Below are 18307 nucleotides of genomic sequence, written 5' to 3'. Positions count from 1 at the left end.
GGTTACTTTTGGGGCTCTTTTCCAAAAGTGACCCGCCGTAAGGGCGGAACCCATGTCAGCCGTAACCCAAACAACGGATATGCACTCAGCACACCCCGACAACCAAAGCACTCAACCCGTAAAAAAAGATGTGTAGATACCTATGCCGCGATGAGGCCCACCCAGGTAACCCCCTCTAACTCTCTTGCGCCCGATACGCCCCCGGCGTCAGTCCCGTCCACTTCTTGAACGCCCGATGAAACGCCGACGGTTCGGAAAAACCCAACTGCTCGGCGATCTCCTGCAAAGACAAATTTGCTCGCCCCAAATGGTAGATGGCGATGTCTCGCCGCAACTCATCCTTGAGCGCTTGAAAGCTGGTGCCTTCTTCACGCAAATGCCGGCGCAGGGTCTGCGCACTGATATGCAGGTGCTGCGCGACGGCTTCAAGGTCTGGCCAAGGGCTGCGGTCGCGGCTGAGCAAGCGGCGTAACTGGCTGCTCAGGCTGTCGCCTTCATCCGGCCGGGACAGCAGGTCGGCGGGGGAATGCTCAAGAAAATGCTTGAGGGTCCGCTCGTCCTGCAGCAGCGGCAGGCTCAGGTAGCGACTGGGAAATACCAGGCTGCTGTGCGGCGCACCGAACACCTGAGGGCAGGGGAAGAGCAGATCATATTCGCCGGCATGCGCCGGCATCGCGTAGCTGAATGTTGCCTGATGCAGCCGGATGCGCTGGCCGATCAACCAACTGCCCAAGCGATGCCAGATCACCAATAGGCATTCAGTGAGGAAGTGATCCGGGTCCCACAGCTGCGAATCGTCCAGGCTCAAGCGGGCCATGTCGCCTTCTTTTGTCAGCTGCCAGCGCGGACCCTGTGGGAATAGGCTATAAAATAATAAGCCGCGTTCCAGAGCCTTCTCCAGGGTGCGGCAATGAATCAGCGCGTGGCACATCATGGCGAAGGTGCCGCGCTTACTCGGGCCTTCGGCAAACCCCAGGTATTCGTCATCCAGCGCCAGCCACAGCATTTGCAGCAGCCGGGTGAATTGTTCCGGGGCGATGCGGGCGCGGGGCTCGGTGAGCAACTCCGGGGTAATGCCTATCTGGAGCAACAAACCCGAATAGTCGTAACCCGCCCGGCGCGCACCACCGAGGGCGGCTCGGGCGTAGTGGCTGGCGATGGTACGTTCACGCATGTGAGGGCCTCGTCCATGGAGTGACGGATGTTAGTCATCACCAAGACGGGCGACAAGGCGGATATCCGCCAAATTGTAGGACGGGATGGGGTGAGTGGGCGGATTTCCGCCATGTTGCCCGTGGCCCCTGTGGGCCCACATAAACCCCCGGCCCTGATGTCTAAAGGCCTTCAGGAATTTTGAGCAAAGTGGCACGGCGTTTGCGATAAAGATTACAGCGCAGGCTTGTTCCTACAGACCAGACCTCGCAAACAACAAATCCCTCCAGTGCAGGAGGGTTCGCAATTCAAGTGTCGTGGGCATGGCGGATATTTGCCACACGGTGCGATTGAGGAACTTTGCAATGACGACTCGTCAGCCACTGTACAAATCCCTGTATTTCCAGGTGATCGTTGCAATCGTTATCGGTATTTTGCTCGGTCACTTCTACCCGCAGACCGGTGTGGCCCTCAAGCCACTGGGTGACGGCTTCATCAAGCTGATCAAAATGGTCATCGCCCCTATCATCTTCTGCACCGTTGTCAGCGGCATCGCTGGCATGCAAAGCATGAAATCGGTCGGCAAAACCGGCGGCTACGCGCTGCTCTACTTCGAAGTTGTTTCCACCATCGCGCTGCTGATTGGCCTGGTCGTGGTCAACGTTGTGCAGCCGGGCGCCGGCATGCACATCGACGTCGCTACCCTGGACGCGTCCAAAGTCGCTGCCTACGTGACTGCCGGTGCAGACCAGAGCGTGGTTGGCTTCATCCTCAATGTGATCCCGAACACCATCGTCGGCGCCTTCGCCAACGGCGACATCCTGCAAGTGCTGATGTTCTCGGTCATCTTCGGTTTTGCCCTGCATCGCCTGGGTGCGTACGGCAAGCCGGTGCTGGATTTCATTGATCGCTTCGCCCACGTGATGTTCAACATCATCAACATGATCATGAAGCTCGCGCCACTCGGTGCCCTGGGCGCCATGGCGTTCACCATCGGCGCCTACGGTGTAGGTTCCCTGGTGCAACTGGGCCAGTTGATGATCTGCTTCTACATCACCTGCATTCTGTTCGTGGTCGTGGTGCTGGGCGCCATCTGCCGCGCGCACGGTTTCAGCGTGTTGAAGCTGGTTCGCTACATCCGTGAAGAACTGTTGATCGTACTGGGTACTTCCTCCTCCGAATCCGCACTGCCACGCATGCTGATCAAGATGGAGCGTCTGGGCGCGAAGAAATCCGTAGTAGGCCTGGTGATTCCGACTGGCTACTCCTTCAACCTCGACGGTACTTCGATCTACCTGACCATGGCTGCCGTGTTCATCGCCCAGGCGACCGACACCCACATGGACATCACCCACCAGATCACCCTGCTGCTGGTGCTGCTGCTGTCCTCCAAAGGCGCTGCAGGCGTGACCGGTAGCGGCTTCATCGTGCTGGCTGCGACCCTGTCGGCCGTTGGTCACCTGCCGGTTGCCGGCCTGGCGCTGATCCTGGGTATCGACCGCTTCATGTCTGAAGCCCGCGCACTGACCAACCTGGTGGGTAACGCCGTTGCCACCCTCGTTGTGGCCAAGTGGGTCAAGGAACTGGACACCGACAAGCTGCACAGCGAGTTGGCGTCCGGCGGTACCGGCATCTCCGACACCCGTCCGGAAGATGACCTGGGTGTGGCCGAAGGTCCTGCCCCTGCTGCTGTAAAGTAACAGGCTGATGGCGTGAACTGACGCCGAAGCCACTCGCAAACGCCCCGACTTGTTCGGGGCGTTTGCGTTTGTGCCCGGCCACTTTTGGAATCTTTTGCTTTACAGTCAATCAATACGTCATCAATAACGCGGCGGAGGTTGGATGGATAGCGTGGATCTGAATGTCCTGCGCAGCGTGCTCCAATGGCGCCGCGCCGGGCAGCGAGTAGTGTTGTACAGCGTGGTCCAGACCTGGGGCAGTGCGCCGCGCCCACCGGGGGCGATGTTGGCCTTGCGCGGCGATGGTGTGGTAATCGGGTCGGTGTCCGGCGGCTGCATCGAGGATGACTTGATCGCGCGGTTGCAGGACGGCCGATTGGTGGATGACGGCCCGCCGGTGCAGTTGGTGACCTACGGCGTTACCCGCGATGAGGCGGCGCGTTTTGGCCTGCCTTGTGGCGGTACGTTGCGCCTGACGGAAGAGCGCGTGGACGACTGGCGTTGGGTCGCTGAACTGCTGGAGCGTTGCGAGGCGCATGAAGTCGTCGCCCGAGAGCTGGACTTGGCCACCGGCACGGTGAGCTTGAGTGCTGCGAGCAAGACAGATGCGGTGACCTTCGATGGCGAACGCTTACGCGCCATTTACGGCCCACGCTGGCGCTTGTTGTTGATCGGTGCGGGGCAACTGTCGCGTTATGTGGCGGAAATGGCGCGGTTGCTGGATTTCGAAGTGTTGATCTGCGACCCGCGCGAAGAGTTCGTCCACGGGTGGGAAGAGCAACATGGCCGTTTTGTGCCAGGCATGCCCGATGAGGCGGTGCTGAATATCCAGACCGACGAGCGCACGGCCATCGTCTGCCTGACCCACGATCCGCGGTTGGACGACATGGCGTTGCTGACGGCGTTGAATTCCAGTGCGTTCTATATCGGCGCGCTCGGTTCGCGGCTTAATAGCCAAAAGCGCCGCGAGTACTTGGCTGCGCTGGGCTTGTCGCCGGAGGCGATCGCACGATTGCATGGGCCGATCGGTTTGCATATCGGCAGCCATACGCCTTCGGAGATTGCGTTGTCGTTGATGGCGGAAATTGTCGCGATCAAGAATGGCGTGGCGCCAGTGCAAAAAAAGCCACTGCCAATGGCGGTTGAATGACGGTCACAGCGATTGTGCTGGCGGCCGGGCAGGGAAGTCGTTTTCGGGCTGAGGCGGGCGCGGATCAGGATAAATTGCTGGCTGATTGCTTGGGGCGCGATGGCGTGACACGGCCGGTGATCGAACAGGTGCTGGTGAATTTGCCTGAGCACGTGGTGAAGCGCTGGGTCGTGACCTCGCCGGATCGCCTGGAGGTGATTCGCCTGGCGCAGGCCCATGGCTGCGACGTGTTGCTGCTGCACTCGGCCGGCATGGGTGACAGTCTCGCGGCAGCCGTTGCGGCCAGCGGTTCAGCGGAGGGTTGGCTCGTGGTGCTGGGGGATATGCCATTTATTCAATCCTCGAGTATTGAGCGGGTGATTGACGCGCTGGAGGAGGGTGGTATCAGCGTGCCCGTACATGCGGGTGAATATGGGCATCCGGTGGCGTTTGATCGTGCGTTTGGGCCGGGCTTGATGGCACTGGTCGGTGACCGTGGCGCCAAGCCGTTATTGGCCGGCGCGAAGGTTGTGGAGGTTCAGGTGCATGACCGTGGCGTGCTTTGGGATGTGGATCTGCCGCACAGGTTGAGTTTCAGCGCGGACTAAACGCGGGGGCGGGCTGCTCGCGAATGCGCAGTGCCAGTCAATGAGTCTGGTGACTGATCCAGCGCTTTCGCGGGCAAGCCCGCTCCCACAGGGGGATCTTCACAAGGCTCACGTTAATCGCTCATAAAAAAGCCCCGCCTGATCACTCAGGCGGGGCTTTTTAGTGGCGGATGGAATCAGACGAAGGGTTTAGGTTCGTGCTCTTCTTCCAAGGCCTTGTGCTCAACCACAGCTTCAACGACCGGGGCTGGCGCCTCGACCACTTCGGCAGCAGCCGGTGCGGCAGCGGCTGCAGCAGCGGCTGCTTCAGCTTCCTTGCGACGACGACGCACTTCACGTGGGTCGTTCGGCGCGCGGCCGTTATCGGTCAGGGCGCTGGCAGGAGCGGCTTCAACCACCGGAGCGGCGACCTCGGCAACCACTGGCTCAACCACTGGCGCTTCAACCACTGGCGCAGGCACCACGACCGGGGCAGCTTCAACCACGTCGGCAACCGGGGCCGGTGCCTCTTCTGCCACTGGGGCAGGGGTTGGCGCTTCAACCGGTGCGGCTGGCTCGGCAGTCCACTGGAAGGCGGTCTGTTCTTCGCGAACTTCACGCACTGCCGGGGCTGCTTCTTCGACAACCGGTGCTTCAACGGCGGCTTCAACCACTAGCTGAGCTTCAACCACCGGTGCAGGCTCAACAGCAGCCACTTCCACTTCTGGTTGGGCTTCGCGAACCGGCGCAACTTCCACTTCCGGAACCGCTGGGGCTTCGATCGGGGTGATTGCTTCGACGACAGGGGTTTCAACTGCCGGGGCTTCAGCGACTGGCGCTTCTACAGCTGCTGTCTCTTCGACGGCAGCAGTAGCGCGTTCAGCTTGCTCGTAGGCCTGGGCTTCAGCCGGTGCGCTGATGACGGTGCTGGCAACGGCAGCCGTCACAGCCAGGCCGGCAGCCAGTTCGGCGCCGGTCGGTTCTGCGGTTGCGGCTTCAGTGTGCTCGCCGGTCTCTTCCGAGCCTTCGATCACATTGCCATTGGCATCACGCTGACGCTCACGACGGTTGCTGCGACGACGCTGGCCACGGGAGCGGCGGCGTGGACGATCGCCTTCGGCGTTGTCCTGGCCATCTTCCTGCAACTGCTCTTCGCCGGTCAGCACTTCTTCATCTTCTTCGCTGGCGGCAGCGGCTTGCTCGGCGCGTGGTTGACGCTCTTCACGCGGTGGGCGCGGCTGGCGCTCTTCACGTGGGGCGCGTTCTTCACGCGGCTGGCGAGCCGGACGTTCTTCGCTGGCAGCTTCGGCAGCAACGGCCGGTGCGGCGTCCAGCGGCTCGCGCAGTTCACGCACACGTTCTTCGCGCTCGCCACGTGGCTTGCGATCTTCACGCGGTGCGCGCGGAGTACGTGGTGCGCGCTCTTCACGCGGTGCACGTTCTTCACGGGCTACGGTTGGGGTTTCTTCACGGGCTTCGCGAGGTGCACGCTCTTCACGTGGCGCGCGCTCTTCACGCGGTGCACGTTCTTCGCGAGGCTTGCGCTCTTCGTCACGGCGACCGTTGCGGTTACGGCTTTGCTGGCGACCGTTGCGACGTTCTTCGTTACGGGCCGGACGCTCGGCGGCTGGTTTTTCAACCACAACCGGAGCCACAGGCTCTTCTTTGGTGGCGAACAGGCTCACCAGCGACTTCACCAGGCCTTTGAACAGGCTTGGCTCAGGCATGGCGGCAGGGGCGGCAACCGGTGCAGCCACTTCGGTCGGAACCGGTGCATTGGCACGCGCCGGTGCAGTCTTCACGGCAGCTTCCTGGCGAACCAGTGTGCGGGTTGCGGCGGCCGGCTGGACTTCTTCGACTTCCGCAGCGGCAGCAGCGATTTCGTAGCTGGACTGGCCGCTGTGAGCTTCCGGGCTGTCATCGCGCAGGCGCTGCACTTCGAAGTGCGGCGTTTCGAGGTGATCGTTCGGCAGGATGACGATACGGGCACGGGTGCGCAGTTCGATCTTGGTGATCGAGTTGCGTTTTTCGTTGAGCAGGAAGGCTGCAACCGGGATCGGCACTTGCGCGCGGACTTCAGCGGTGCGGTCTTTCAGGGCTTCTTCTTCGATCAGGCGCAGGATCGCCAGGGACAGCGATTCAACGTCACGGATGATGCCGGTGCCGTTGCAACGCGGGCAGACGATGCCGCTGCTTTCACCCAGGGATGGGCGCAGGCGCTGACGGGACATTTCCAGCAGACCGAAGCGCGAGATACGGCCAACTTGTACGCGGGCGCGGTCAGCTTCCAGGCATTCGCGGACTTTCTCTTCCACGGCGCGCTGGTTCTTGGCCGGGGTCATGTCGATGAAGTCGATCACGATCAGGCCGCCGATATCACGCAGGCGCAGCTGGCGGGCGATTTCTTCAGCCGCTTCCAGGTTGGTCTGCAGGGCGGTTTCTTCGATGTCGCTACCTTTGGTAGCGCGCGCCGAGTTGATGTCGATGGACACCAGGGCTTCGGTCGGGTCGATAACAATGGAGCCGCCGGAAGGCAGTTCGACGACGCGCTGGAAGGCGGTCTCGATCTGGCTTTCGATCTGGAAACGGTTGAACAGCGGAACGCTGTCTTCGTACAGCTTGATCTTGCTGGCGTACTGCGGCATCACCTGGCGGATGAAGGTCAGGGCTTCGTCCTGGGCTTCAACGCTGTCGATCAGCACTTCGCCGATGTCCTGGCGCAGGTAATCGCGGATGGCGCGGATGATCACGTTGCTTTCCTGATAGATCAGGAACGGCGCGGAACGATCCAGGGACGCTTCTTTGATAGCGGTCCACAGTTGCAGCAGGTAATCGAGGTCCCACTGCATTTCTTCGCTGCTGCGGCCAAGGCCGGCAGTGCGAACGATCAAGCCCATGTCGGCCGGTGCAACCAGGCCGTTCAGCGCTTCACGCAACTCGTTGCGCTCTTCGCCTTCGATGCGACGGGAAATGCCGCCGGCACGTGGGTTGTTCGGCATCAGGACCAGGTAACGGCCAGCCAGGCTGATGAAAGTGGTCAGGGCTGCGCCCTTGTTGCCACGTTCTTCTTTTTCGACCTGAACGATGACTTCCTGGCCTTCGCTCAGGACGTCCTTGATGTTCACGCGGCCTTCAGGGGCTTTCTTGAAGTATTCGCGGGAGATTTCTTTGAGGGGCAGGAAGCCGTGGCGCTCGGAGCCGAAATCGACAAAGGCAGCCTCAAGGCTTGGTTCGATGCGAGTAATACGGCCTTTATAGATGTTGGCCTTCTTTTGCTCGCGTGCACCGGATTCGATGTCCAGGTCGTAGAGGCGTTGGCCATCTACCAGTGCAACACGCAACTCTTCGGGTTGAGTTGCGTTAATCAGCATTCTTTTCATGTTGTACCGTCGGTTTCCGGGCTGCCGGAAACGGCGTTCGGCACACACGACTTCTCACGGTCGGTGTCAGGTGCGTCAAGAGTGGTTGGCCACTCCAGTGTCCAGCAATACCCGCCAATGTGGGCCGGTATCGCGACGGACGCGTCCTGCTTGTTAGCGGTGGTGACAAAGGCACCACTTCAACAAAAGCTAAGGTCAGGAGGAGGAATCAACCGGCGACTGTGGACGAGATGAAGCGTCTAAATATAAGCCTAGTGCTACACGGTCCGACGGTTGTGCATCTCCACCCTACACGTATCCCTGATAATTCGGGTGCTGCCGCGCGCAGAATCCGCAGCGGGTTGGCATTTACCGTGTTCTCCAATGGGGAGTCCACGCTCATGGCTAAACAAGACTAGGTGTGGGCGATTGCGCTCTCACTCAGCTCTTAACAGGCGTTGTTTCCGAAGTATTCGCCATGGTCTGGCTCAAGACTGACTGCACTTTGTGAACTGGCCGTAAATATCGGCGCAGAACGCGAGTATTCACTCTGCTTTCTGCACTCGCTTCAGGCCTCATGTCACCTGCGCTTGTTACAATCTTGAGCCTTCCAAGGTGGCGAAAGCCCCGTAGGACGGCCTCGCGTCCTGATGAATTGCGATGGTCAGGGCCGGCAATTTGCCGCAAGTCCTCTGTCCAGGCCGCTTTTGGCGGCGTTCGCGACTATAGCAGCAATGATTAAGTGCTTCAATTCCATAAAAAATTGTTATCATCGCCGCCATGACGACTACCGCCCCCCAGACCCCCAGCGTCCAGCTGCTTGAGGTCTCGCCGGAATATGCCGGCCAACGCATTGACAACTTTCTCCTGGCCAGGCTCAAAGGCGTGCCCAAGACCTTGATCTACCGCATCTTGCGTAAAGGCGAAGTGCGCGTGAACAAGGGTCGGATCAAGCCCGAGTACAAGCTGCAGGCGGGCGATATCGTCCGTGTGCCGCCCGTGCGCGTGCCTGAGCGCGACGAGCCGGTGCCACTGGCCCAAGGCCTGTTGCAGCGCCTTGAAGCCTCGATTGTCTTCGAAGACAACAAACTGATCGTGATCAACAAGCCCTGCGGCATTGCGGTTCACGGTGGCAGCGGCCTGACGTTCGGCGTGATCGAGGCCTTTCGTCAGTTGCGTCCGGATGCCAAGGAGCTGGAACTGGTTCATCGCCTTGACCGTGACACGTCCGGCCTGTTGATGATCGCCAAAAAACGCAGCATGTTGCGCCACCTGCACACCGCCCTGCGTGGCGATGGCGTGGACAAACGCTACATGGCGTTGGTACGGGGCAATTGGGCCAGTTCCATCAAGAGCGTCCGCGCGCCGTTGCAGAAGAGCAACCTGCGCTCCGGCGAGCGTATGGTCGAAGTGGACGAGGAGGGCAAAGAAGCCCTGACCCTGTTCAAGGTGCTGCGCCGCTTCGGCGACTTCGCCACCTTGGTCGAGGCCAAGCCGGTGACCGGTCGTACCCATCAGATTCGCGTGCATACGCTGCACGCAGGCCACTGCATTGCGGGCGACACCAAGTACGGCGACGAGGATTTCTCCAAGGAAATTCGCGACCTGGGCGGCAAGCGCCTGTTCCTGCACGCCTACATGCTGACGGTGCCGTTGCCCGATGGCGGTGAGCTGAAGCTGCAGGCGCCGGTCGATGAGATGTGGGCCAAGACCGTGGAGCGTTTGAGTGTCGCACCTTGATTACAAGCTGCTGATCTTCGATTGGGACGGCACTCTGTGTAACTCCATCGGTCGGATTGTTGAAGCGATGCACATGGCCTCGACCCGTTCAGGCTTCGAGCTGTGCAGCGATCTGGCCGTCAAGGGCATTATCGGCCTGGGTTTACCTGAGGCGATCCGCACGTTGTACCCGCAAATCGGCGACGAAGAGCTGGTAGCGTTTCGGCAACACTACGCTGATCACTACATCGCGCTGGAAGCTGAGCCTTCGCCGTTGTTTGAAGGCGTGCGGCAATCCCTGGAGGCGTTCCGCGCCGAGGGGTATCACCTCGCAGTCGCCACCGGCAAGGCCCGTCGCGGTCTGGACCGGGTGCTGCAGGCCCATGGCTTTGAAGATTATTTCGACATCACCCGTGCGGCGGATGAAACCGCCAGCAAACCCCATCCTCTGATGCTGGAGCAGATCCTGGCTCATTGCGGCGTCGCGCCGCGCCAGGCATTGATGGTGGGCGATGCTTCCTTCGACCTGATGATGGCTCGCAATGCCGGCATGGACAGCGTGGCGGTCAGCTATGGTGCCCAGGCGGCCGATGCCTTGCAGCAATATGAGCCCAGGCTGACGATTGATCATTTTTCTGAACTGCAGGCCTGGCTCAGCCGGGCCCAATAAGTCTTTGCTGGGGTTAATGGCATGAGTGACGAGTGGAAAGCGCCCGAAAAGGCCGAGAGCGGTGATGACAAAAGCTGGAAGCTGCTGGAGAAGACGCTTCTGGCCAGCGTCCAGGAGCAGCGCCGTTCCAGGCGTTGGGGGATTTTCTTCAAGCTGCTGACCTTTGTTTACCTGCTTGCTATGCTGGCGCTGTTCAGTCCGCTGATGGACATCGAGAAAGGCGCCACCCGTGGCAGCAACTACACCGCTTTGATCGAAGTTCGCGGGGTGATTGCCGACAAGGAGTCCGCCAGCGCCGACAATATCGTCAGCAGCCTGCGTGCTGCGTTTGAAGACCCCAAGGTCAAAGGCGTGATCCTGCGCATCAACAGTCCGGGCGGCAGCCCTGTGCAGTCGGGTTATGTGTATGACGAGATTCGGCGTCTGCGCGCATTGCATCCGGACATCAAGCTGTACGCAGTGATTTCTGACCTGGGCGCCTCGGGCGCCTATTACATCGCCAGCGCCGCTGACCAGATCTATGCCGACAAGGCCAGTCTGGTCGGCTCTATCGGTGTAACGGCGGCCGGTTACGGGTTTGTCGGCACCATGGAGAAGTTGGGTGTGGAGCGTCGCACCTACACCTCGGGTGAGCACAAGTCATTCCTGGACCCGTTCCAGCCGCAAAAAGCCGACGAGACCCAGTTCTGGCAGGGCGTGCTCGACACGACCCACCGTCAGTTCATTGCGAGCGTGAAGCAAGGGCGTGGGGATCGTCTGAAAGATAAAGACCATCCGGAGCTGTTCTCCGGGTTGGTGTGGTCGGGCGAGCAGGCGTTGCCGCTGGGTTTGATCGATGGCCTGGGCAGTGCCAGTTCGGTGGCGCGGGATGTAATTGGCGAGAAAGAGCTGGTGGATTTCACTGTTCAGGAGTCGCCGTTTGACCGCTTCTCCAAGAAGCTCGGCGCCAGCGTGGCAGAGAAACTGGCCTTGTACATGGGCTTCCAGGGCCCGACGCTGCGCTGAAATCTCAAGGTCTGTGTCGATAAATGTGGGAGGGGGCTTGCTCCCGATAGCAGTGGATCAGCCAGCTTATCTGTAACTGACCCGCCGCAATCGGGAGCAAGCCCCCTCCCACATTTGGTTTTGCGCTGGTTTTAAGGGATTTGCACGCCTTCAGCCAGCAGCATGTCCACCAGTCGAATCAGTGGCAGGCCGACGAGGCTGGTGGCATCCGCCCCTTCGGTGCTTTGAAACAGGCTCACACCCAGTCCTTCAGCCTTGAAGCTACCGGCGCAGTCGTAGGGCTGCTCAATGCGCAAGTAGCGCTCGATGCGCTGGGCGTCCAGTACACGCATGTGCACGGTAAATGCCACGCAGTCCACCTGGCAGTGCCCGGTCTCGCTGTTAAGCAGTGCAAGGCCCGTCAGGAAGCTCACACGCTTGCCGCTGGCGGCAAGCAGTTGCTCACGGGCGTTCTCGAAAGTATGCGGCTTGCCGATGATCCTGCCTTCCAGTGCGGCGACCTGATCGGAGCCAATAATCAAATGTCCGGGATGGCGGTCGGCGAGGGCGCGGGCTTTCTCTTCGGCCAGGCGCTTGACCAGCTCAATCGCGGACTCATTTGCACGATGGCTTTCGTCGATATCCGGCGAGCTGCAAATGAACGGCAGGTGCAGGCGGCTCAGCAATTCCCGGCGATAAACCGAGCTGGATGCGAGTAATAAAGGCAGCATTAGCGTCTCCTCAAGGCAGTCAGGGATTCTAGCGGGGCGACCAGCTGACGCACAGGGCTGAATTTCCTTTGACATGGCTGGGTGCATCCCTATAATGCTGCGCCTATGTTGAATGACCCGATTCCACCTCACGTTGACCCGCGCAAATTGGCAGATCGTGGCACTTCCCTTCAAGGTGAATTGCTGCTGGCCGATTTGGAGAGACTCTGCGACCCGCTTTCCGACACTGTCGGTACGGTGCAGGCCAAATTTGTTTTTGAACGAGATGAACGTAAATCTGTGGTAATCCACAGCTTTATCGACACCGAAGTCAAAATGGTTTGCCAGCGTTGTCTTGAGCTGGTCACCCTGCCGATCCACAGCGAATGCAGTTATGCCGTGGTGAAGGAGGGTGCGAATACCCAGTCGTTGCCGAAAGGTTATGACGTGCTGGAACTGGGCGAAGATCCTTTGGATCTGCATGCACTGATCGAGGAGGAGCTTTTGCTCGCCTTGCCCATTGTGCCTGCTCATCATCCGGAAGAATGCCAGCAGCCGGAGGGTCTCGATGACGAGGCCGAACCGAGCGAGGACGAGGTAACGCGGTCCAACCCGTTCAGTGTATTGGCGCAGTTAAAGCGTGACCCAAACGTTTAGGAGTTAATCAATTATGGCTGTTCAGCAGAACAAAAAATCCCGTTCCGCCCGTGACATGCGTCGTTCGCACGATGCCCTGACGGCGAGCACTCTGTCTGTAGAAAAAACCACCGGTGAAATTCACCTGCGTCACCACGTATCGCCAGAAGGCGTATACCGTGGTCGTAAAGTGATCGACAAGGGCGCTGACGAGTAATCACTTGTCTGCTCAAGTCATCGCGATTGACGCAATGGGCGGGGACTTCGGTCCCCGCAGCATTGTTCAGGCTTGCATCGCCAGCCTGTCTGCAACGCCCTCGCTGCACCTGACCCTCGTCGGTCAACCCTCCCTTCTTGAAGAATTGATTGCCAGCCATCCGGCGGTGGATCGCGCGCGCCTGACTGTTACAGCGGCCAGCGAAACCATCAGCATGGATGAAAAGCCGGCGGTCGCCCTTCGCGGCAAGCCTGATTCTTCAATGCGGGTGGCGCTTGAGTTGTTGCGTGATGGCAAGGTGCAAGCCTGTGTCAGTGCCGGCAACACCGGAGCGTTGATGGCATTGTCGCGGCATGTGCTCAAGACGCTGCCCGGTATCGATCGGCCAGCGATGGTCGCGGCGATTCCCACGCAGAAAGGCTATTGCCAGTTGCTCGACCTGGGTGCAAACGTCGATTGCAGCGCCGAGCACCTGTTCCAGTTCGCTGTGATGGGCTCGGTGGCCGCTGAGGCGCTGGGTGTGGCTCGTCCGCGTGTGGCCCTGCTGAATATCGGCACCGAAGACATCAAGGGCAACCAACAGGTCAAGCTCGCTGCCAGCCTGTTGCAAGGGGCTCGGGGCTTGAATTACATCGGTTTCGTCGAAGGTGACGGTTTGTACCGGGGCGAGGCGGATGTGGTGGTGTGTGACGGGTTTGTCGGCAATATCCTGCTCAAGTCCAGCGAGGGCCTGGCGACTATGATCGCCACGCGTATCGAGGCCTTGTTCAAGCAGAACCTGGCGTCACGTTTGGTAGGCGCCCTGGCGCTGCCGTTGATGCGCCGCTTGCAGGCTGACCTCGCGCCGGCGCGGCACAACGGTGCGAGTTTTCTCGGGCTGCAGGGCATTGTGGTGAAAAGCCACGGCTCGGCCGGTGTGCAGGGCTTTCAGAGTGCGATTGCGCGAGCGCTGATCGAGATTCAGGAAAACCTGCCGCAACGCTTGCGCGGCCGTCTTGAGGATCTGTTGCCTTAGGCGAATTGGCCTGGGAGTGCTTAAATGTGACCGGCCAGTTCAATAGACCATCCAACTTGTCAGTTTCGTGCGCTCCCACCGAAGGGGCGCGCATTTTTGACGACCAGATCATTAGGGGCTTGTTACATGTCTACATCCCTCGCATTCGTCTTTCCAGGGCAGGGTTCGCAGTCCCTCGGCATGTTGGCCGAGCTGGGCGCGCAACATCCGCTGATCCTGGAAACCTTCAAGGAAGCTTCCGATGCCCTGGGTTACGACCTGTGGGCACTGACCCAGCAGGGGCCGGAAGAGCAACTCAATCAAACCGATAAAACCCAGCCGGCCATCCTGACCGCTTCGATCGCCCTGTGGCGCTTGTGGCTGGCGGAAGGCGGCGCGCGCCCGGCTTACGTGGCCGGTCACAGCCTGGGCGAATACAGCGCCTTGGTGGCTGCGGGTAGCCTGACCCTCGCTGAAGCGGTCAAGCTGGTCGAGCGTCGTGGTCAGTTGATGCAAGAAGCCGTTCCGGCCGGGCAGGGCGGCATGGCCGCTATCCTGGGTCTGGACGACGCCGTTGTGATCGAGGCCTGCAGCGAGGCGGCCCAGGGTGAAGTAGTCAGCGCAGTGAACTTCAACTCCCCTGGCCAGGTGGTGATCGCCGGCGCCAAGGCGGCTGTTGAGCGTGCCATCGAAGGCTGCAAGGCCCGTGGCGCCAAGCGCGCCTTGCCATTGCCGGTGAGCGTGCCGTCCCACTGTGAGCTGATGCGCCCGGCCGCCGAGCGTTTTGCCGAGTCCATCGCCGCCATCAATTGGCAGGCGCCGCAGATCCCGCTGGTGCAGAACGTCAGCGCGGCCGTGGCCGTCGACCTCGACACCCTCAAGCGCGACCTGCTGGAGCAGCTCTACAAGCCAGTGCGTTGGGTCGAGTCGGTCCAGACCCTGGCTGCCAACGGCGCCACCGAGCTGGTTGAGTGTGGCCCGGGCAAGGTCCTGGCCGGCCTGAACAAGCGCTGCGCCGACGGCGTATCCACCGCCAACCTCAATACACCTGACGCCTTCGCTGCCGCTCGTGCGGCGCTGGCCTGAACCCTGAAATTAGGAGAAGCCTGCATGAGTCTGCAAGGTAAAGTTGCACTGGTTACCGGCGCCAGCCGTGGTATTGGCCAGGCGATTGCCCTCGAACTGGGCCGTCAGGGCGCTGTTGTGATCGGCACCGCTACTTCCGCTTCGGGTGCCGAGCGTATCGCCGCCACCTTGAAGGAAAACGGCGTGCAGGGCACCGGCCTTGAGCTGAACGTGACCAGTGATGAGTCGGTTGCTGCTGTATTGGCCCAGATCACTGCACAATTTGGCGCGCCGGCTATTCTGGTAAACAACGCTGGTATCACCCGCGACAACCTGATGATGCGTATGAAAGACGACGAGTGGTACGACGTGGTCGATACCAACTTGAACAGTCTGTTTCGCCTGTCCAAGGGCGTTTTGCGCGGCATGACCAAGGCGCGTTGGGGCCGAATTATCAATATTGGCTCTGTAGTGGGTGCCATGGGCAACGCAGGCCAAGTAAACTACGCAGCCGCCAAAGCCGGTCTGGAAGGTTTCAGTCGTGCATTGGCACGTGAAGTCGGTTCGCGGTCGATTACGGTCAACTCGGTAGCCCCAGGGTTCATCGACACCGATATGACCCGTGAACTGCCGGAAGCACAGCGTGAAGCTTTGCTGACACAGATTCCGCTGGGCCGTCTGGGCCAGGCTCAAGAGATCGCGAATGTGGTCACTTTCCTGGCATCCGACGGTGCGGCATACGTGACTGGGGCTACAATCCCGGTGAACGGCGGGATGTACATGAGTTAAATTGTGACGGATCGCTTCAAAAAAATGTCATACGAGCTGTCTAAAATCCGTTATAAAGCTGCAACTTAATTTATAGGCAGGTGGTCTGCCGGGTACAAGGGTGAAGCTTTCAGTTGAAAAGCTGAAAAGGCTTTCTATACACTTACCCACTGGCCAGCTGCCTGAATTTGTCCATTAGGAGTTAAACAAGGTATGAGCACCATCGAAGAGCGCGTCAAGAAAATCGTCGCCGAGCAACTGGGCGTTAAAGAAGAAGAAGTGACCAACACTGCTTCCTTCGTAGAAGACCTGGGTGCCGATTCCCTTGACACCGTTGAGCTGGTGATGGCTCTGGAAGAGGAATTCGAGACCGAAATCCCGGACGAAGAAGCTGAAAAAATCACTACCGTTCAAGCTGCTATCGACTACGTTACTGCCCACCAGGCGTAATAGTTTGTAGTCGTCGCTTGCTGTTAGGGAAAAACCGCACTGCTGTAACGGCGTGCGGTTTTTTCTTTAGCTCTGAAGCAAAGTGAGCTCTGAAGCAAAGTGTCGTCATCAAGAAAAAGGAGAGTGCTGTGTCGCGTAGACGCGTCGTAGTCACCGGTATGGGTATGTTGTCGCCACTGGGTACGGATGTGCCGAGCAGTTGGCAGGGCATTCTTGCTGGCCACAGTGGTATTGGTCTGATCGAACACACGGACCTTTCTGCCTATTCCACCCGTTTTGGCGGCTCGGTAAAGGGCTTCAATGTCGAGGAATATCTCTCGATCAAAGAATCCCGCAAACTCGACCTGTTCATTCAATACGGCCTGGCAGCCGGTTTTCAGGCGGTGCGTAATGCCGGCCTGGAAGTAACCGACGCCAACCGTGAGCGCATCGGCGTGGCCATGGGGTCGGGTATTGGCGGTTTGACCAATATCGAAGAAACCAGCCGCACCTTGCACGATTCCGGCCCCCGTCGAATTTCACCGTTCTTCGTGCCGGGCTCGATCATCAATATGATTTCCGGTTTCCTGTCGATCCACTTGGGCGCACAGGGACCTAACTACGCCATCGCCACGGCTTGCACCACAGGCACGCACTGCATCGGCATGGCCGCACGCAACATTGCCTATGACGAAGCCGACGTGATGATCGCCGGTGGCGCCGAAATGGCCGCCTGCGGGCTGGGCATGGGCGGCTTCGGCGCGTCCCGTGCGCTGTCGACTCGCAACGATGAGCCGACCCGGGCCAGCCGACCGTGGGACAAGGGCCGTGACGGCTTTGTACTGTCCGACGGTGCCGGTGCGCTGGTACTGGAAGAGCTGGAGCACGCCAAAGCGCGTGGTGCCACGATCTACGCCGAGCTGATTGGCTTTGGTATGAGCGGCGACGCCTACCACATGACCTCGCCGCCGGCCGACGGTGCCGGTGCTGCACGTTGCATCACCAACGCCTTGCGTGATGCGAAGGTCAACCCTGACCAGGTGCAGTACATCAACGCCCACGGCACCTCGACCCCGACCGGCGATTTGGCGGAAGCCGAAGCCATCAAGTCGGTGTTCGGCGAGCACGCGTACAAGTTGGCGGTCAGTTCCACCAAGTCCATGACCGGCCACCTGTTGGGTGCGGCGGGCGCGGTCGAAGCGATCTTCAGCGTGATGGCGATCAAGGACCAGGTCGCACCACCGACCATCAACCTTGATGAGCCGGACGAAGGCTGCGACCTGAACTTCGTGCCTCATGAAGCGCAGCCGATGCCGATCGACGTGGCGATTTCCAACTCGTTCGGTTTTGGTGGCACTAACGGTTCCCTGGTGTTCCGCCGGTTCGCTGAGTGATGCACAGCTGGGTCGACGGTCAGCCAGCGGACAGCGTGCCCCTGAAAGATCGCGGCCTGGCGTATGGCGACGGGCTGTTCGAGACCATTGCCGTCAAGGCCGGGCAGCCAGTGCTGCTCGACCGCCACCTGCAACGCCTCGCTGAGGGTTGCCGGCGCCTCGCCTTGGTTGCGGATCAAACGCTGATCCGCAGCGAAGTGTTGGCGTATGCCGCCGCCCTTGGCGACGGTGTACTCAAGTTGATCCTCACCCGTGGCGACAGCCTGCGCGGGTATGGCATCAATCCCGGCGCTCCGGTGCGCCGTATCTTGCAGGGCAGTCCGCCCGCTACCTATCCCCATGCTCACGGAACCGATGGCATCCGCCTGTTTCCGTGTGCTACTCGCTTGGCCGAGCAGCCGTTGCTGGCCGGTCTCAAGCACCTTAATCGTCTGGAACAAGTGATCGCCCGCGCTGAGTGGCAAGATGCCGAACATGCCGAAGGCTTAATGCTGGATATGTCCGGACGCGTCATTGAGGGCGTTTTCAGCAATCTGTTTCTAGTGCGCAACGGCTTGTTACTAACCGCTGATCTGAATCGTTGTGGCGTTGCCGGGGTGATGCGCGCGGAGGTTCTGGCACAGGCACAGGCGCTGGGCATCCCGTTGGCCGTGGCCGACATCAGCCTTGAGCAGTTGCAGCAGGCTGACGAAGTCTTCGTGTGCAACAGCGTTTATGGCATTTGGCCGGTGCGTGGTTGCGCTGCGATGAGCTGGTCGGTTGGGCCGCTCACCCGTAAACTGCAGGGCATTGTTCGCGCGCTATTGGATATTTGA

General features: G+C 60.1%; 17 protein-coding genes. 14 read left to right on the top strand and 3 right to left on the bottom strand.

The window, feature by feature from the left end; translation table 11 throughout:
* Positions 1–175: 175 nt before the first annotated feature.
* Positions 176–1174 carry an AraC family transcriptional regulator gene (locus ACDZ94_RS00910; RefSeq protein ID WP_064453765.1) on the bottom strand — a complete coding sequence of 333 codons (999 nt, stop codon included), beginning with the start codon at positions 1172–1174 and terminating at the stop codon, positions 176–178.
* A gap of 343 nt (positions 1175–1517) precedes the next feature.
* On the opposite strand from ACDZ94_RS00910, the gene ACDZ94_RS00905 reads away from it, so the two are divergent.
* The 3 genes from ACDZ94_RS00905 to ACDZ94_RS00895 all read left to right on the top strand — a co-directional run bounded on the left by ACDZ94_RS00905 (position 1518) and on the right by ACDZ94_RS00895 (position 4568).
* Complete coding sequence (locus ACDZ94_RS00905) at positions 1518–2852, top strand: dicarboxylate/amino acid:cation symporter (RefSeq protein WP_064453764.1); 1335 nt, start codon at positions 1518–1520, stop codon at positions 2850–2852.
* Between the two features lie 142 nt (positions 2853–2994).
* Positions 2995–3981, top strand: coding sequence for an XdhC family protein (locus ACDZ94_RS00900; RefSeq protein ID WP_221295483.1), 987 nt, complete (start codon positions 2995–2997; stop codon positions 3979–3981).
* Positions 3978–4568 carry a nucleotidyltransferase family protein gene (locus tag ACDZ94_RS00895; RefSeq protein ID WP_262666045.1) on the top strand — a complete coding sequence of 197 codons (591 nt, stop codon included), beginning with the start codon at positions 3978–3980 and terminating at the stop codon, positions 4566–4568. The genes ACDZ94_RS00900 and ACDZ94_RS00895 overlap by 4 nt, the downstream gene beginning before the upstream one ends.
* A gap of 176 nt (positions 4569–4744) precedes the next feature.
* On the opposite strand, the gene rne is transcribed toward ACDZ94_RS00895, so the two are convergent.
* Entirely contained in the window at positions 4745–7918 is a 3174-nt protein-coding gene (rne, locus tag ACDZ94_RS00890) for a ribonuclease E (protein ID WP_432750945.1), read from the bottom strand.
* Between the two features lie 768 nt (positions 7919–8686).
* Here rne and rluC point away from each other — a divergent pair.
* Genes rluC through ACDZ94_RS00875 form a run of 3 tightly spaced genes read left to right on the top strand, consistent with a single transcriptional unit; the run spans position 8687 to position 11300 of the window.
* Positions 8687–9646: a 23S rRNA pseudouridine(955/2504/2580) synthase RluC gene (rluC, locus tag ACDZ94_RS00885; protein WP_032886795.1), complete on the top strand. Its 960-nt coding sequence runs from the start codon at positions 8687–8689 to the stop codon at positions 9644–9646.
* A complete protein-coding gene (locus ACDZ94_RS00880; RefSeq protein ID WP_064453760.1) occupies positions 9633–10295 on the top strand; it encodes an HAD-IA family hydrolase in 663 nt (220 codons plus the stop codon). The genes rluC and ACDZ94_RS00880 overlap by 14 nt, the downstream gene beginning before the upstream one ends.
* 21 nt (positions 10296–10316) lie before the next feature.
* Positions 10317–11300, top strand: coding sequence for a S49 family peptidase (locus ACDZ94_RS00875; protein ID WP_064453759.1), 984 nt, complete (start codon positions 10317–10319; stop codon positions 11298–11300).
* 131 nt (positions 11301–11431) lie between these two features.
* Here the strand turns inward: ACDZ94_RS00875 and ACDZ94_RS00870 are convergent, their stop codons facing one another.
* Positions 11432–12010 (bottom strand): Maf family protein, encoded by a 579-nt coding sequence (locus ACDZ94_RS00870; RefSeq protein ID WP_064453758.1) that lies wholly within the window; start codon positions 12008–12010, stop codon positions 11432–11434.
* Positions 12011–12115: 105 nt separating this feature from the next.
* Between ACDZ94_RS00870 and ACDZ94_RS00865 the strand changes: the two genes are divergently transcribed.
* From ACDZ94_RS00865 to pabC, 8 genes are all read left to right on the top strand, one after another.
* Positions 12116–12646: a YceD family protein gene (locus tag ACDZ94_RS00865; protein WP_032886799.1), complete on the top strand. Its 531-nt coding sequence runs from the start codon at positions 12116–12118 to the stop codon at positions 12644–12646.
* 13 nt (positions 12647–12659) lie between these two features.
* On the top strand, positions 12660–12842 hold the full coding sequence (rpmF, locus tag ACDZ94_RS00860) for a 50S ribosomal protein L32 (protein WP_008152339.1): 183 nt from the start codon (positions 12660–12662) through the stop codon (positions 12840–12842).
* 4 nt (positions 12843–12846) lie between these two features.
* Positions 12847–13857, top strand: coding sequence for a phosphate acyltransferase PlsX (plsX, locus tag ACDZ94_RS00855; protein WP_259746552.1), 1011 nt, complete (start codon positions 12847–12849; stop codon positions 13855–13857).
* A gap of 126 nt (positions 13858–13983) precedes the next feature.
* Positions 13984–14922, top strand: a complete 939-nt coding sequence (gene fabD / locus ACDZ94_RS00850) for an ACP S-malonyltransferase (RefSeq protein WP_064453756.1) — start codon at positions 13984–13986, stop codon at positions 14920–14922.
* Positions 14923–14946: 24 nt separating this feature from the next.
* Entirely contained in the window at positions 14947–15690 is a 744-nt protein-coding gene (fabG, locus tag ACDZ94_RS00845; RefSeq protein WP_010566560.1) for a 3-oxoacyl-ACP reductase FabG, read from the top strand.
* A gap of 192 nt (positions 15691–15882) precedes the next feature.
* Entirely contained in the window at positions 15883–16119 is a 237-nt protein-coding gene (gene acpP, locus ACDZ94_RS00840) for an acyl carrier protein (protein ID WP_010566559.1), read from the top strand.
* 128 nt (positions 16120–16247) lie between these two features.
* Complete coding sequence (gene fabF / locus ACDZ94_RS00835; protein ID WP_053257561.1) at positions 16248–17492, top strand: beta-ketoacyl-ACP synthase II; 1245 nt, start codon at positions 16248–16250, stop codon at positions 17490–17492.
* Complete coding sequence (pabC, locus tag ACDZ94_RS00830) at positions 17492–18307, top strand: aminodeoxychorismate lyase (RefSeq protein WP_432750944.1); 816 nt, start codon at positions 17492–17494, stop codon at positions 18305–18307. Before fabF ends, pabC begins: the two co-directional genes overlap by 1 nt.

Source organism: Pseudomonas sp. UBT (assembly GCF_050915955.1).
In the GTDB taxonomy this organism is placed as follows: domain Bacteria; phylum Pseudomonadota; class Gammaproteobacteria; order Pseudomonadales; family Pseudomonadaceae; genus Aquipseudomonas; species Aquipseudomonas antarctica_A.
The sequence above is the reverse complement of the archived record's forward strand: the minus strand, read 5'-3'. Positions and strand labels throughout refer to the sequence as shown.